11 protein-coding genes are annotated in these 14,353 nt (G+C 42.3%); 8 read left to right on the top strand and 3 right to left on the bottom strand.

The window, feature by feature from the left end:
- The first annotated feature begins 6 nt into the window (after positions 1–6).
- Positions 7–528, top strand: a complete 522-nt coding sequence (locus ACP14V_RS07595; protein WP_136566911.1) for a hypothetical protein — start codon at positions 7–9, stop codon at positions 526–528.
- A gap of 1 nt (position 529) precedes the next feature.
- Here the strand turns inward: ACP14V_RS07595 and ACP14V_RS07590 are convergent, their stop codons facing one another.
- Complete coding sequence (locus ACP14V_RS07590; protein WP_136566910.1) at positions 530–1,444, bottom strand: patatin-like phospholipase family protein; 915 nt, start codon at positions 1,442–1,444, stop codon at positions 530–532.
- A complete protein-coding gene (locus ACP14V_RS07585; RefSeq protein ID WP_272610016.1) occupies positions 1,441–3,531 on the bottom strand; it encodes a M1 family metallopeptidase in 2,091 nt (696 codons plus the stop codon). Before ACP14V_RS07585 ends, ACP14V_RS07590 begins: the two co-directional genes overlap by 4 nt.
- A gap of 46 nt (positions 3,532–3,577) precedes the next feature.
- On the opposite strand from ACP14V_RS07585, the gene recG reads away from it, so the two are divergent.
- Positions 3,578–5,683: an ATP-dependent DNA helicase RecG gene (recG, locus tag ACP14V_RS07580; RefSeq protein ID WP_272610015.1), complete on the top strand. Its 2,106-nt coding sequence runs from the start codon at positions 3,578–3,580 to the stop codon at positions 5,681–5,683.
- 49 nt (positions 5,684–5,732) lie between these two features.
- On the opposite strand, the gene ACP14V_RS07575 is transcribed toward recG, so the two are convergent.
- The gene (locus ACP14V_RS07575) at positions 5,733–6,845 is read right to left on the bottom strand and encodes a DUF2911 domain-containing protein (protein ID WP_272610014.1); all 1,113 of its coding nucleotides are present in this window, start codon (positions 6,843–6,845) and stop codon (positions 5,733–5,735) included.
- 312 nt (positions 6,846–7,157) lie between these two features.
- On the opposite strand from ACP14V_RS07575, the gene leuC reads away from it, so the two are divergent.
- From leuC to ACP14V_RS07545, 6 genes are all read left to right on the top strand, one after another.
- Entirely contained in the window at positions 7,158–8,567 is a 1,410-nt protein-coding gene (gene leuC / locus ACP14V_RS07570) for a 3-isopropylmalate dehydratase large subunit (protein WP_272610013.1), read from the top strand.
- 102 nt (positions 8,568–8,669) lie between these two features.
- Positions 8,670–9,266 (top strand): 3-isopropylmalate dehydratase small subunit, encoded by a 597-nt coding sequence (gene leuD / locus ACP14V_RS07565; RefSeq protein WP_272610012.1) that lies wholly within the window; start codon positions 8,670–8,672, stop codon positions 9,264–9,266.
- A 29-nt stretch (positions 9,267–9,295) separates the two neighbouring features.
- Positions 9,296–10,813, top strand: coding sequence for an alpha-isopropylmalate synthase regulatory domain-containing protein (locus ACP14V_RS07560; RefSeq protein WP_272610011.1), 1,518 nt, complete (start codon positions 9,296–9,298; stop codon positions 10,811–10,813).
- Positions 10,814–10,848: 35 nt separating this feature from the next.
- On the top strand, positions 10,849–11,904 hold the full coding sequence (gene leuB, locus ACP14V_RS07555) for a 3-isopropylmalate dehydrogenase (RefSeq protein ID WP_272610010.1): 1,056 nt from the start codon (positions 10,849–10,851) through the stop codon (positions 11,902–11,904).
- A 182-nt stretch (positions 11,905–12,086) separates the two neighbouring features.
- The gene (locus tag ACP14V_RS07550) at positions 12,087–12,845 is read left to right on the top strand and encodes a methyltransferase family protein (RefSeq protein WP_272610009.1); all 759 of its coding nucleotides are present in this window, start codon (positions 12,087–12,089) and stop codon (positions 12,843–12,845) included.
- Positions 12,846–12,979: 134 nt separating this feature from the next.
- On the top strand, positions 12,980–14,122 hold the full coding sequence (locus ACP14V_RS07545) for a hypothetical protein (protein ID WP_272610008.1): 1,143 nt from the start codon (positions 12,980–12,982) through the stop codon (positions 14,120–14,122).
- Positions 14,123–14,353 lie beyond the last annotated feature (231 nt).

The raw sequence follows: 14,353 nt of genomic DNA, 5'->3' as shown, positions 1-14,353 counted from the left end.
TGTCTTATGAGTGGAGATGACATCCTTCAGCTTTTTGCCTATTTATTACCTGCCGTTGTAACCGGGGTCGTTGCCTTTTATTTTTTCAGGTTGCATACCCGTAATGAAGATGGCCGCAGAAGATTTCTTTTGCACAAAGATTCCCAAAAAGATACACTACCTGTGCGTTTACAGGCTTATGAACGTATGGTGCTTTTCTTGGAACGTATTGCCATAAACAGCTTGGTGGTTCGAGTGGCACCAAAGGGAAAAAGCAAGAGTGATTATGAGAATCTGCTCATCAAACAGATTGAAACCGAGTTTGAACACAACCTTTCCCAGCAAATTTATATGTCCGATGAATGTTGGAATATTATAAAAGCAGCTAAAAATGCTACCATACAAATTATTCGCTCAGCAGGGATGAGCCAAACGGATTCCCCTGACAAGCTTAGAGAGGACATCCTTAATCAAACTATGGAAAAACAATCCCCGTCCAACACGGCATTGGCTTATGTAAAAAAAGAAGTCAGTGAATTATGGGATTAATCTATTCCTGAAGTTCGGGATTGATTGGACTTGTCTCTTCGTTTTTGTTCTTGGCATACAGATACCCTCTTTTCCACCACAAGGTCATCCGTTCTTTGTTGAAGATGAGCGAATTGGTCGTTAGAACCGTAGGCGTGTAATAAAAGTTGATGATGGCATCCCGCTGGTTGGCCACGAGTTTCCCTATCCGTATATTTTGATTTTCTATCCTATCCAACATAAAACCGAAGATAGTGGTAATCAAGTCAAAAGGATTTTTGGAAGACATCCGGTTCAGATAGTTCACCTCAGTATGCAAGACCACTACATCAACTTCAGTTGCGCCACGACTTAGTGCTTCCTCTATGGGGACTAAACTGCCCAGCCCCCCGTCGGCATATTCGCAGCCATCTTTTTTCACCAAGCTCATAAATGGTGTGTAATTGGATGAAATCCAGATCCAGTCGCAAAACTCATCATAGGTACACTCGTTGATAGATTTGTATTCTACCTGGTTCAGGGACAAATTGGAAACCGTGACCACAACATCCATATCGCCTTCCTTCAATTCTTCGAACTCCTCCTTGGTTATGGACTCCCTAATCAATTTCCTTAGGTTTTCACTTTCCCCAAACGTTTTCTTTCCCCTGATAAAATTTTTCACCACATTCCAGTGGTTGATGGCAATAATCTCTACGCCATGCTTTTTTTTGATAAGGAAAGGACAATTGTTAAATATGCTATCTTGATCAACGGACGAATAGATTTCCTTGATTTTATCAAGCTTGTTGAGTGCCAAATGGGAAATCAGTAGGCTTCCCGTGGATGTACCCACAAAAATATCGTACTTGTGTTGGGCTTCCTGAATCAAAAACTGCGCAACACCACCTGCAAAGGCCCCTTTGCTGCCTCCTCCCGAAATGACCAATGCCCTCATTTGCCCAAAGTTTTATCCAAATATTGCTGTTCTTCTTGGTTTAACAAAGGATAAAGTGCTTTTAATCTTGCCATGCTGCCCTCACTTTTCAAAAACTCCTTCAACATGTTCCGAGACGATTTTTTAAAGTGCCATACGTGATGCCCACATGCCTCAATCAAGTTCCGCAACGTTTCATCGTTTAATCCCCCGATGCTTTTCAAATATTGAAAAGCCAACAACCGAACCTCAAAATGATAGTTGGAATTTGTATATGAACCCAATTCCTTGAAAAAGGAAGGTTTTGAATCCATTCGATATTCTGGGGTCACCAAGGCCAGTGTCAACCAAAGCAAACGAATATTTTTGTTCGGAAATCCAATAACGCCATCGACTTTGTCCAGATATTTTACTTGCTCTTCCGGAAAATCTGTCCAAAGTCTATATAAAGCAGGCTCCAAGGTCGCATAGCTCTTATCGTTAAGCAAGGTCTCAAAATCCTTTTGCAACGCTGCATCTACATTGGACAAAGTAAGTGCCACTGCTTGGCGAACTTTTGTATCCTCGGTCTGCAAGATTTTTGAAATGAAACTGGCGGGCAATTCAACCCCATAATCCAAAATCAAACGATGTTTTAACTGGCTGGATCGTAAAGTGGTCCAATGGCCCGTTAAGATCGCAGCAGCTTCGACCTTAGATTCCCCAATACTATCCTTGATTTTAAAATAAGTTTTAATGGAGGAGCTTTTTTCCATTAAAAAGGTCTTTATCTGATCAAATGGAAAGTCAGAATCTTGCAACCACGTATTCTCAAAATCGGCAAGATTCATTCCAGAAGCTTTTTCCATTTCCCACATAAAATCAGGTATGGTCACATTTTGAAAAGCATATTTGGTCAAATAATTCTTTATCCCTTGTCTAAAACTGGCATGCCCTACCCTGTCTTGAAGCATGACCAATGCCCAGGCTCCTTTTTCATAAAAGGTAAGGCTCCCTGCCCCAGAGTTGGTAAGTTCCTCCCCATTACCATCTTGCGAAAAACGTTCCAAGGCCTCTGCGGTTCCCAACAAATGCCAGTAAAAATATTCTTCTCCAAAAATGTCCTTTTCCGCCAAGTACGCATAGAATGTAGCAAATCCCTCATGCAACCAATGATGACTTCCGCTCTCCTCCGTCACCAAGTTTCCAAACCATTGATGGGCAAGTTCATGCGCATTTACATTGACGTAGTTTTTGTCCACAAAAGCCGTGGAATCGATTACATATTGGTTGGAAAAAATGGTACAGGTGGTGTTTTCCATGCCTGCATACAAAAAATCCTGAACGGGCACCTGTTTGTAGTTCTGCCATGGATAGGGAACGCCGATCTCCTTCTCCAAAAAATCAAAAATGTGTTGGGTATACCGATACGTGGGTTCAGCTTTTAGGCTGTCCTTGGGTTCATAATACAGCTCAATGGGCACTCCAGAAGAAGATTTGAGCTCTTTTTTATCGAAATCCCCAATGGCAAACCCCACAAGATAACTGCTCATAGGTTTTGTCATATCAAACTGCCATAGAAAAGCTTTTGAGTCTGGAAGTGTGTCTTTCTTTTTCAGTTTTCCATTGGCAATGACCTGATAGTCTTCCTTCAAAGTAATGTCCAAGTCAAACTCTACCTTTTCCGTCATGTCATCCAAGCTGGGCAACCAATGACTGGTATATTTACCTTGGCCTTGAGTCCAAACTTGGTCATTGCCAGGAATGTCATCATCCCAACCCAAAAAATATACTGTCTGTTTAGGTTGTGTTTCATATTGGATAAACAGCTTATTCTTTGCTGAAGGTTTTAATTTCTTATGGATTATTAACTTCTTTGTATTGTACAAATAGTCAACTTCTTTTCCGTTCAACTCAACTTTAAAGATTTTCATGTTTTGAGCATCAAGAAAAAAAGTGTCAAGTTGTGAAATGACATTAAATGAATATTCTACCGATCCTTTTATTTTCAAACTATCAACATCCACATAAATACCAGAATTGGCATGGGTAAAATCCACCTTGTCCTGAACCTGGGCGTTCAGCAATTGCACAAATAGGAAAAAAATAAGAGTCGGGCTCAGCTTCATGCCATCATCGTATCAAAAGTCCTTCCAAATTACATATTTTAGTTTGATGAATCCCAATTTTCTGCAAACTCCCATTCCCTATTTAAAAGGTGTCGGCCCCAACCGGGCGGATACCCTCAAGGCAGAACTGGGTATTGAAACCTATCGAGACCTGCTCCATCTATTCCCCAATCGGTATTTGGATAGGACCCAGTATTACAAAATTACCCAATTGCAGCCCAGCGGAGCCGATGTCCAAATTGTTGGAAAAATCATCCATCTAAAAACGATTGAACAGAAACGGGGAAAACGCTTGGTCGCCACTTTTGTTGATGAAACCGGACAAATGGAACTGGTCTGGTTCCGCGGCCACAAATGGATAAGGGAAAATCTGAAAATCAATGAACCTTACGTGGTTTTTGGTAAGGTTTCACGATATGGCAGTGCCTTTTCAATGCCCCACCCCGATATGGAGCTCCTGTCCGAACATCAACAAGGGGTAAAAATTGCCATGCAACCCATTTACCCTTCCACCGAAAAGCTTGTGGCCAAGGGTATCACCAATCGGGTTATAGGGAAAATGATGCAGCAATTGTTTTTGGAATCAAAAGCACAGTTCCCTGAGTCATTATCCAATACTATTCGGGAAGAATTACAACTCATTTCAAAAAGCGAAGCGCTTTTCAACATTCACTTCCCAAAAAACCAAAACTTACTGGCCAGGGCGCAGTTTCGGTTAAAGTTTGAAGAGTTGTTTTTTGTGCAAATGCAGCTCATCTCCAAAAAAATGCTTCGCAAACAGAAAATCAAAGGGATGCCGTTTGAGGCTGTAGGCGAAAAGTTCACCGAATTCTTTGAGAGTCACTTACCTTTTGACCTTACAGAAGCCCAAAAACGGGTAATCAAGGAAATTCGAAACGATTTGGGCAGCAACGCACAAATGAATCGTCTCCTACAAGGTGACGTAGGTTCTGGAAAAACCATAGTTGCACTGATGTGCATGTTGTTGGCCATAGACAATGGTTTCCAGACCTGCTTAATGGCCCCAACTGAAATTTTGGCCACACAACATTACAACGGACTCAAGGAGCTTTTGCAGAATATGGACGTGAAAATTGCCCTATTGACGGGTTCCACCAAAAAATCGGAACGGACCTTACTACACAATCAACTGGAAAATGGCAATTTGAATATTTTAGTGGGCACCCATGCGGTCTTGGAAGACAAAGTGCAGTTTAAAAACCTTGGCTTGGCCATTGTGGACGAGCAACATAGGTTTGGCGTGGCACAGCGATCTAAACTTTGGCACAAAAACCAAACTCCGCCCCATATATTGGTAATGACTGCCACTCCAATCCCTAGAACTTTGGCCATGAGTTTATATGGAGACTTGGATGTTTCGGTTATAGATGAATTGCCACCAGGCCGAAAACCCATTAAAACTGTACACCGTTTTGACAGTAACCGATTGAAGGTTTTTCGCTTCATCAAAGATGAAATTAAGAAAGGGCGGCAAATCTATGTCGTATATCCCCTAATCCAAGAGTCGGAAGCACTCGATTACAAGGACTTGATGGATGGTTACGAAAGCATTGTCCGGGATTTTCCGCAACCACAATACCAAATATCCATTGTCCATGGAAAAATGAAGCCCGCCGACAAGGATTATGAAATGGAACGCTTTGTAAAGGGCGAAACCCAAATTATGGTGGCTACTACGGTGATTGAAGTTGGGGTGAACGTTCCCAATGCCTCGGTAATGATCATAGAGAGTGCAGAACGTTTTGGGCTCTCCCAGATGCACCAGCTCCGCGGGCGTGTGGGTCGTGGTGCCGAACAAAGTTTCTGTATTTTGATGACGGGACACAAACTTTCTGAAGATTCCAAAACCCGGCTACAGACCATGGTGCGTACCAACGATGGTTTTGAAATTGCCGAAGTAGACCTAAAACTCCGTGGCCCGGGGGATTTAATGGGAACCCAACAAAGCGGCATGCTCAATCTTAAGATTGCCGATATTGTCAAGGATAACCAAATCTTGAAAACGGCACGCTACCACGCCGTTCAATTACTAAAGCAAGACCCAAGATTGGAAAAAGAAGAAAACAAGCCCATACTTATCGCCTATTCCAAAATGATGCAGAACAAGACTATTTGGAATTATATCAGCTAAAAAAAGCCCGATCAATACCGGGCTTTGTCTTTCTATGTCGAATTGAACATCAATTAATGTCCGATCCTTCTTGTAGTCTAGTAATATTGGCAGCTATGGCATCCTTGTTCAATTGGTCTGGGGCACGACCTTCGGCCACTTTAAGGTGTTTTAAGGCGTTTTTATAGTCCCCTACCGCAGAATAGCCCCTGGCCAATCCGTAATCCACTGGCCAGGTGCCCTTATGATTTTTCGCATTCCACTGGAACACCGCCAGGGCTTCATCTTTTTTCCCTTGTGCAATCAGTTGCCGTCCGTAACCATGAATTTCAAATACCGTACCCAATGGCATGGCTTCATCCATTACCGCTTTAGCCTCTGCAGCTTTCCCCTGTCGCTCCAAAATTTGGGATTTAATGCTCAAGTTGTTAAAATTCTTTTCACTAAAAAATTGTCCCTCAATGGCAGCATTTGCCCAACCTAAGGCCTCATCCAAATCACCTCCATTGTTCAGGGCATAATTAGCAGCCTGTTCCCAACTTTGCCTATTGAATCCCGGGCTTGTCTGCAATTGCTGGCGAATCTCTGCCAATATGTTTTGGGTAACATCGGTTTCAACCTTAAATGGAATTTTCTTTTTCTCCCAACTCAATGAAGCTACCGCAGAGTTGGCATCCACTTGGTCAAAACCAAAGGTAAGTTGCTCCACATGGGAAACTTCCAGAGTTTCAACATCCACGCGAAGGGCATCTTCAGCAGGGTCATAAAAGTAACTGCCCCAAGCCCCATGATTCTTCGAAAAAATAACCGTAGCGGTATTGTTTTCATTTACAATCATGTGCAGTCCGTACTTACCCGCTGGAAGGTTTTTTCCACCAATGGTAAGGTCGTGAGTAGTCTTAAAAATGGTATTTTCATTGGCTCCTGCACGCCATGGGGATTGCTCTGCGGTCCCAAATCCAAAATTGTTCATCCCATACGGGACCAATGCTCCCCAGACTTCCCTCTCATTTACGCTAGGTCGGGAGTAAACGATGGTGACATCCGTATTTCCTATCCGTTGGAAAACTTTTGCCATTTGACTTCCCCGTGGTAAAAAGTCCAATTGCGCAAAAGCGGTACTGGACATAAGAAATACGGTCATTAGAATTGTGGCCGAAAAGGCCGTGTAAAATTTTCTCATGGTTCGTTTTTTTGATGTAGTTAATGAATAAACTTTCAAGTTGATGTCCTAAAGTATGCAGCTTCAGGCTTGGATAGCGTTACAACAATGTTAAATAATACTGGAACATGTTAAATAACAATCATTTACCTTGTGCACTTTAAAGTTGAAGGATTCCCCAAAGTGATATTTGAAAATACTACGCCCGCTTTTGTTAACATTCGATGTTTTCTATAAAAAATGGAGTTGAACATCGTAATTTTAAACACAAAAAGCTCGCAAGTTTTTATTCGTACCTTAAATTTGTTGGCTTACCAATTATTGAATGCAACGATGAGTAAAACACTATTTGATAAAGTTTGGGATTCCCATGTGGTCCAACATATTGAGAATGGTCCAGATGTTCTTTTTATTGACAGGCATTTGGTGCATGAAGTAACAAGTCCCGTAGCTTTTTTGGGATTGAAGAATAGAGGCATCAAAGTACTGTACCCTGAACGTACATTTGCTACGGCAGATCACAACACCCCTACCCGAAATCAACATTTACCGGTCAAGGATAAATTATCGGCCAATCAACTAAAAGCATTGGAAGAAAATTCCAAAGCCCATAACATCCCATATTGGGGTCTTGGACATAAGAAAAATGGAATTGTGCACGTCATTGGGCCAGAAAATGGGATTACGGTTCCCGGAGCAACCATAGTTTGTGGGGATTCACACACTTCCACCCATGGTGCATTTGGAGCCATTGCCTTCGGAATTGGAACCAGCGAAGTGGAAATGGTGCTTTCCACCCAATGCATTATGCAACCCAAACCCAAAAGAATGCGCATCAATGTGGATGGAACTCTTAGCAAAGCGGTTACCCCCAAAGATGTGGCCTTATACATCATCTCCCAATTGACTACTTCCGGTGCAACCGGATATTTTGTGGAATATGCCGGGGAAGTGTTCAGGAACATGTCCATGGAAGGTAGAATGACCGTTTGCAACTTGAGTATTGAAATGGGTGCCCGTGGCGGGATGATTGCTCCTGACGATAAGACTTTTGAATACATTAAAGGTCGCGAATACACTCCAAAAGGCCATGATTGGGATACTGCAATGGAATATTGGAAAACTTTATATTCCGATGAAGATGCTGTTTTTGACAAGGAACTTTCCTTCAATGCCAGTGATATAGAACCGATGATTACCTACGGAACCAACCCGGGAATGGGAATGGGTATCCAAAAATACATTCCGCTTGCGGAAGCCGTTGAAGGTGGTGTGGCCACTTATAAAAAGTCCTTGGAGTACATGGACTTCAACGAAGGTGAGGCCATGATCGGAAAACCCATTGATTTTGTTTTCTTGGGAAGCTGTACCAATGGTAGGATTGAGGACTTTAGAGCCTTTGCCTCCATCATTAAAGGGAGAAAAAAAGCAGACCATGTGACCGCATGGTTGGTTCCCGGTTCCCACCAAGTGGAAGCAGCCATTAAGGAAGAAGGTATTTTGGACGTTCTTCAAGAAGCTGGTTTTGAGCTTCGTGAACCCGGATGTTCCGCCTGTTTGGCCATGAACGATGATAAGATTCCCGCTGGAAAATATGCCGTGAGCACCTCCAACCGAAACTTTGAAGGAAGACAAGGTCCTGGAGCACGTACACTTTTGGCCAGTCCATTAGTAGCGGCGGCGGCGGCGGTTACCGGAAAGGTCACCGACCCAAGGGAACTCATGGAAGAAGCGTTCGCATAACAATAAACAATGTACAATTGGCAATAAACAATGAACAATTATCAATACACAAAGGAACAACCTATTGTTAATTGGTAATTGTCAACTGAAAATTGAAAAAACATGGCATACGATAAATTCAACATATTAAAAAGTTCGGCGGTACCCATGCCCATTGAAAACGTGGATACTGACCAAATCATCCCAGCCCGATTCCTTAAAGCCACGGAACGTAAAGGTTTTGGGGACAATTTGTTTCGCGACTGGAGGTATAATTCAGATGACACCCCAAAAGAGCATTTTGTACTGAACAACCCCATCTACAGTGGAAAAATACTGGTAGGTGGAAAAAACTTTGGTTCCGGGTCATCCCGAGAACATGCCGCTTGGGCTGTATACGATTACGGATTCCGTTGTGTGGTTTCCAGTTTCTTTGCTGATATTTTTAGGAATAACTGCTTGAACATTGGGGTTTTGCCCGTGCAGGTAAGCCCAGAATTTTTGGACAAGATTTTTACGGCCATTGAATCCAACCCCAATACAGAGTTGGAAGTAAACCTTCCTGAACAAAAAATCACCATTTTAGAAACTGGTGAAAGCGAAAGCTTTGAAATCAACGGATATAAAAAACAAAATATGCTCAACGGTTTTGATGATATTGACTACTTGTTGAACATCAAAAATGATATCGAGGAATTTGCCGAAAAAACTCCTTTGTAGGCAGCAAAAAACCCGTCAGTAACGTAAAAATGAAGGCACGCACCGTTGAAATCATGGACACCACCCTTAGGGATGGTGAACAAACCTCTGGGGTTTCGTTTTCAGTCTCCGAGAAGCTCACATTGGCAAAGTTGCTGTTGGAAGAACTTCGGGTAGATCGCATCGAAGTTGCATCCGCACGTGTTTCCGAAGGAGAGCTTAAGGCAGTACAGAACATCACGGAATGGGCCGCTACCGAAGGTTATATTTCCAAAGTGGAGGTGCTTACCTTTGTGGACAATGGTGTATCCTTGGATTGGATGGTAAAAGCTGGTGCCAAGGTGCAAAACTTGCTAACCAAGGGGTCACTGAATCATCTTACCCATCAACTCAAGAAAACACCCGAGCAACATTTTTCAGAAATTGCCGCTGTAATCCAAAAAGCCCAGGAACTGGGCATTGAAACCAATGTTTATCTTGAAGATTGGAGCAATGGTATGCGAAATTCCAAAGAGTATGTTTACCAATTTTTGGATTTTCTTACCGCCCAACCCGTAAAACGAATTTTATTGCCCGACACCTTAGGGGTATTGACCCATGGTGAGACAGGCCTATTTTTCAAAGAGATCATTGAAAAATATCCAAACTCACATTTCGATTTTCATGGGCATAATGATTACGATCTAAGCGTGGCCAATGTCATGGAAGCTCTTAAGGCAGGTGCCCACGGGCTACACCTTACTGTAAATGGAATGGGGGAACGGGCAGGAAACGCCCCATTGGCAAGTGTTGTAGCAGTTATTAATGATTTCATGCCTGAAATCTCCATCGGGGTCAAGGAATCCTCGCTGTACAAAGTGAGCAAGTTGGTATCGGCATTTACCGGATTTGGCATCCCGGACAACAAACCCATTGTTGGAGATAATGTATTTACCCAAACTGCTGGTATACATGCAGATGGAGACAGCAAAAAGAATCTTTACTTTAATGATTTATTGCCAGAGCGTTTCGGTAGAAAGCGGAAATATGCTTTAGGCAAAACATCAGGCAAGGCCAACATTCAAAAGAACCTTCAAGAGCTTGGCTTAACGTTAAATGACGAAGAACTCAAAAAAGTTACTGAGCGCATCATAGAATTGGGCGACAAAAAAGAACGTGTCACCAAGGATGACCTTCCCTACATCATTTCCGATGTGTTGGACAGCGACCTCCATCAACAAAAGGTGTTTGTGAAATCCTATGTGCTCACCCACTCCAAAGGACTGAAGCCCTCCACTACCCTTTCCATTGAAATTGAAGGAAAGAGCTATGAGGAAAATGCACAGGGAGATGGACAGTTCGATGCCTTTATCAACGCGTTGAAAAAAGTGTACAAAAAAGAAGGAAGGGAACTGCCCAAGCTGGTGGACTATGCCGTTAGAATCCCTCCTGGGAGCAATTCGGATGCCCTTTGTGAGACCATTATCACTTGGCAGACCAAGGAAAATGAGTTCACTACGCGTGGATTGGACTCCGACCAGACCGTATCGGCCATAAAGGCCACAGAGAAAATGCTCAACCTAGTATAGATAATTGTGATTGTTGAAAACTGATAATTAAAGAAATGAAATTGAACATAGCCCTATTGGCCGGGGATGGAATCGGCCCCGAAGTAATAGACCAAGCTGTAAAAGTATCCAATGCCGTTGCAAAAAAATTCGGACATGACATCAATTGGACGCCTGCACTTACCGGTGCTGCTGCCATTGATGCCGTAGGAGAGCCCTACCCTGACGAAACCCATGAAGTCTGCGCAAACGCCGATGCCGTACTTTTTGGAGCCATAGGCCATCCTCGTTTTGACAATGACCCATCTGCCAAGGTACGTCCTGAGCAAGGGTTGCTGAAAATGCGTCAAAAATTGGGACTTTTTGCCAATGTACGGCCCACATTTACCTTTCCTTCATTGATTGACAAATCCCCTTTGAAAAGAGAACGTATCGAGGGCACCGACCTTATCATTCTTAGAGAGCTTACAGGAGGAGTTTATTTTGGGGAAAGAGGAAGAAAGGACAACGGGAACACTGCCTTTGACACCATGACCTATCAACGGTTTGAGATAGAGCGATTAGCCCGCAAAGGCTTTGAAATGGCTCTAAAACGCTCCAAAAAGCTTTGTTGTGTGGATAAGGCCAATGTTTTGGAATCCTCTAGATTATGGCGCGAAACGGTACAGAACATGGAAAAGGAGTACCCAGAAGTGGAAGTGTCCTACGAATTTGTAGATGCAGTCGCCATGCGTTTGGTACAATGGCCCAAAGCCTACGATGTTATAATCACCGCCAACCTCTTTGGTGATATCCTAACCGATGAAGCTTCGGTAATTTCTGGTTCCATGGGGTTGATGCCTTCCTCCTCGGTAGGCAGCAAAGTATCGCTTTACGAACCTATTCACGGTTCATATCCACAGGCAGCAGGCAAGAATATTGCCAACCCACTGGCAACCGTGCTTTCGGCGGCCATGTTATTTGAAGACCTTGACCTAATTGATGAAGCTGAGGTAATTCGTGCTGTTGTCAACAAGTCATTGGCTGAAGGCGTAGTAACCGAAGATTTGGCCGAAGGCGGTAAATCTTACGGTACCAGTGATGTCGGGGACTGGTTGGCTTCCAATATTTAACCAATCCTATAAAAATCAACTTAAAGAGCCCCATTTTGGGGCTTTTTTTATGAGACAAAAGAAGTCTCTTCAACTCAAAACCCCACTACGTCAACCCAAAACCCGTATCCGTCAATTACATCCCATTTTTTGTGATAAGCCATAATAGTTTTGGTGCCCAACAAAATCTCAAAAATATTAAGATGGCACTACAAGAGGAATTTGAACAACAGGGCATTTGGTTATTTCGACACCGAAGCTATTTACCCATAATTATTATTGTCATTGGGGCAGGCTTATACATTAATACTGAAATACACCCCGAAACATTTTTCCTTAAAGGCACCCCATACGAATTCTACTATGGTCTCTTTTGTTTGGTCGTAGGAATTCTGGGGCAATTCATTAGGGTCATCACCATTGGCTATGTTCCCAAGAACACATCAGGCCGTAATGTAAAGGGTCAAGTGGCCGATACATTAAACACAACTGGTATTTATTCCATAGTGCGTCACCCACTCTACTTGGGCAACTTCTTTATGTGGTTGGGGCCAGCCCTATTGACCGGGAATTTTTGGTTTATCATGGCGTTCTGTTTCCTTTTCTGGGTATATTATGAGCGTATCATGTTCGCCGAAGAGCAATTTTTACGCAAGAAGTTTGGGATGACCTATCTACATTGGTCCGAAAGGGTTCCAGCCTTTATACCCGATTTTAAAAATTATAGACGCCCCATCATGACCTTCAATTGGAAAAAAGTCTTGAAGCAGGAGAAAAATGGTCTCTTTAATCTCTTTGTCATCTTTTTTGTTTTTGATGTGATTGGAGAGCTCATTATAGGGGGCACCAACTTCAATCTTATCTTTTTGGGAGGTTTTATCGTTTCAGGGGTCAGTTTTATAGTTTTGACCTTCTTAAAACGACGAACTACCGTCTTGCAAGTGGAAAATAGGTTGCGGTAAACACTTATCGGTTCCCATTGGCCACAGACCGTCAACCCGAAACAAACATAGATCAATCCAAACAGGGCATCCATAAATCCGTACCAGAATTACCTCCTGTCTTTGTATTCCTTTGGAAAAACATTAAAAAATTCATGATGAAAAAACTAACTGTACTGGCACTCCTTCTTAGCTGCTTTGCCAGTTTCTCCCAAAAAAAAGTAAAGACCACCAAAAATCCGATTGGCTGGCAGTATACTATTTCACCCTTAAATGCATTGCCAGAGGAATACACCCACTATACAATTAATGTAGATACGGATTTGGATCCTTTGGATTTTTGGGATGAGATAAATGTTGGATTAAAACTTGATATAGAAGATAGGGTCGAAAGTCAAATTGCAATTCAAAAAGCGCATCAGGATACTATCAACGCTTGGGTTGAGAGATATATGGAACCTTTCAGCTACCCGATAGCCAGAACCAACTCCAATCCTCAATTTATAATTGAATTGACCACCAACCCTGTACAAATGGAAAATGTACAGGTGGATATAGACTATAGCGACCAAGAAAGCATATTGGGAGAAATCAATGTAACTGCCAATCTAGAAGTCCGTGACATGAATAATAACCTTCTAATGAACGAAGAACTAAGGTTTCTATTAGATGACCATGATGGTCCCACAAACCTATTGCGTTTAAGACATTTCTTTGTTAACCCTTCCTTTAAGCTAAAGTTCAAAATGACCAAGAAACCAGAAAAAAAGAAAGCATTATTAGAAAAAAGAATTGAAAAATATGAAGCCGTAATATTGGAATATTTTATTGAAGAAGCAGGGAAACAGCTTACCAATCATTTTGTTGATCAACGCTTGGATATGTATGCCGCCTCATTTGGGATCAAGGACAAATCTTATTCATCATTTAATGATTTAGCTGACAATGTGGCTAATAATATCAATGCTTTGACCTCTTTCAACAAAAAGAAACAGACTTCAATGGAAGAGATACTTCCCTCATTGGGACTAGCGCTGGAAAGCTGGAAAAATGAATTGAATACATTTTCATCCAACCCTGAGATGACTGATATTATCAATTATAATTTAGGATTGACCTATTTGTTTTTAAATGATGTGAATGCTGCCAGACAGCATGTCCAAAAAATAAAGGCTTATAACACATTGGACTCCAACACCATCTTCTCTGGAAGCTTCAACTATTATTTAAAAGGACTTGTTGATGCCATAGAAACCGTAGAAAGATTTGGCGACAGGGCAAAAGTATACCGACCCTAACCTTATGATTTCATAAAAAAAAGCCTTGGAAAAATCCAAGGCTTTTTTTTAACATCTAAGTAATACTAGAGATTTCTCGTTGTCCCGATAACCATCGCGACTTACTCGAAATGACATCGAAGCGTTCCTGTCATTTCGAACTGTCATCCTGAGCCCTGCCCTGAGCGAAGTCGAAGGGGTGGTCGAAGGAGAATGTGAGAAATCCAAACACCTCACTCACAACATTAATCA

This window comes from Flagellimonas alvinocaridis (assembly GCF_965248585.1).
Taxonomy (GTDB): Bacteria; Bacteroidota; Bacteroidia; order Flavobacteriales; family Flavobacteriaceae; genus Flagellimonas; species Flagellimonas alvinocaridis.
Note: the sequence above shows the minus strand (reverse complement) of the source record. Positions and strands in the feature narration are given on the sequence as shown.

What these genes read in the sequence shown, in the direction of transcription:
- ACP14V_RS07545 (WP_272610008.1), top strand. Translation starts at nt 12,980, where the DNA reads ATGATGAAAAAACTAACTGTACTGGCACTCCTTCTTAGCTGCTTTGCC.
- ACP14V_RS07575 (WP_272610014.1), bottom strand. Translation starts at nt 6,845, where the DNA reads ATGAGAAAATTTTACACGGCCTTTTCGGCCACAATTCTAATGACCGTA.
- ACP14V_RS07595 (WP_136566911.1), top strand. Translation starts at nt 7, where the DNA reads ATGAGTGGAGATGACATCCTTCAGCTTTTTGCCTATTTATTACCTGCC.
- ACP14V_RS07585 (WP_272610016.1), bottom strand. Translation starts at nt 3,531, where the DNA reads ATGAAGCTGAGCCCGACTCTTATTTTTTTCCTATTTGTGCAATTGCTG.
- leuD (WP_272610012.1), top strand. Translation starts at nt 8,670, where the DNA reads ATGGCATACGATAAATTCAACATATTAAAAAGTTCGGCGGTACCCATG.
- ACP14V_RS07560 (WP_272610011.1), top strand. Translation starts at nt 9,296, where the DNA reads ATGAAGGCACGCACCGTTGAAATCATGGACACCACCCTTAGGGATGGT.
- leuB (WP_272610010.1), top strand. Translation starts at nt 10,849, where the DNA reads ATGAAATTGAACATAGCCCTATTGGCCGGGGATGGAATCGGCCCCGAA.
- ACP14V_RS07550 (WP_272610009.1), top strand. Translation starts at nt 12,087, where the DNA reads ATGGCACTACAAGAGGAATTTGAACAACAGGGCATTTGGTTATTTCGA.
- ACP14V_RS07590 (WP_136566910.1), bottom strand. Translation starts at nt 1,444, where the DNA reads ATGAGGGCATTGGTCATTTCGGGAGGAGGCAGCAAAGGGGCCTTTGCA.
- leuC (WP_272610013.1), top strand. Translation starts at nt 7,158, where the DNA reads ATGAGTAAAACACTATTTGATAAAGTTTGGGATTCCCATGTGGTCCAA.
- recG (WP_272610015.1), top strand. Translation starts at nt 3,578, where the DNA reads ATGAATCCCAATTTTCTGCAAACTCCCATTCCCTATTTAAAAGGTGTC.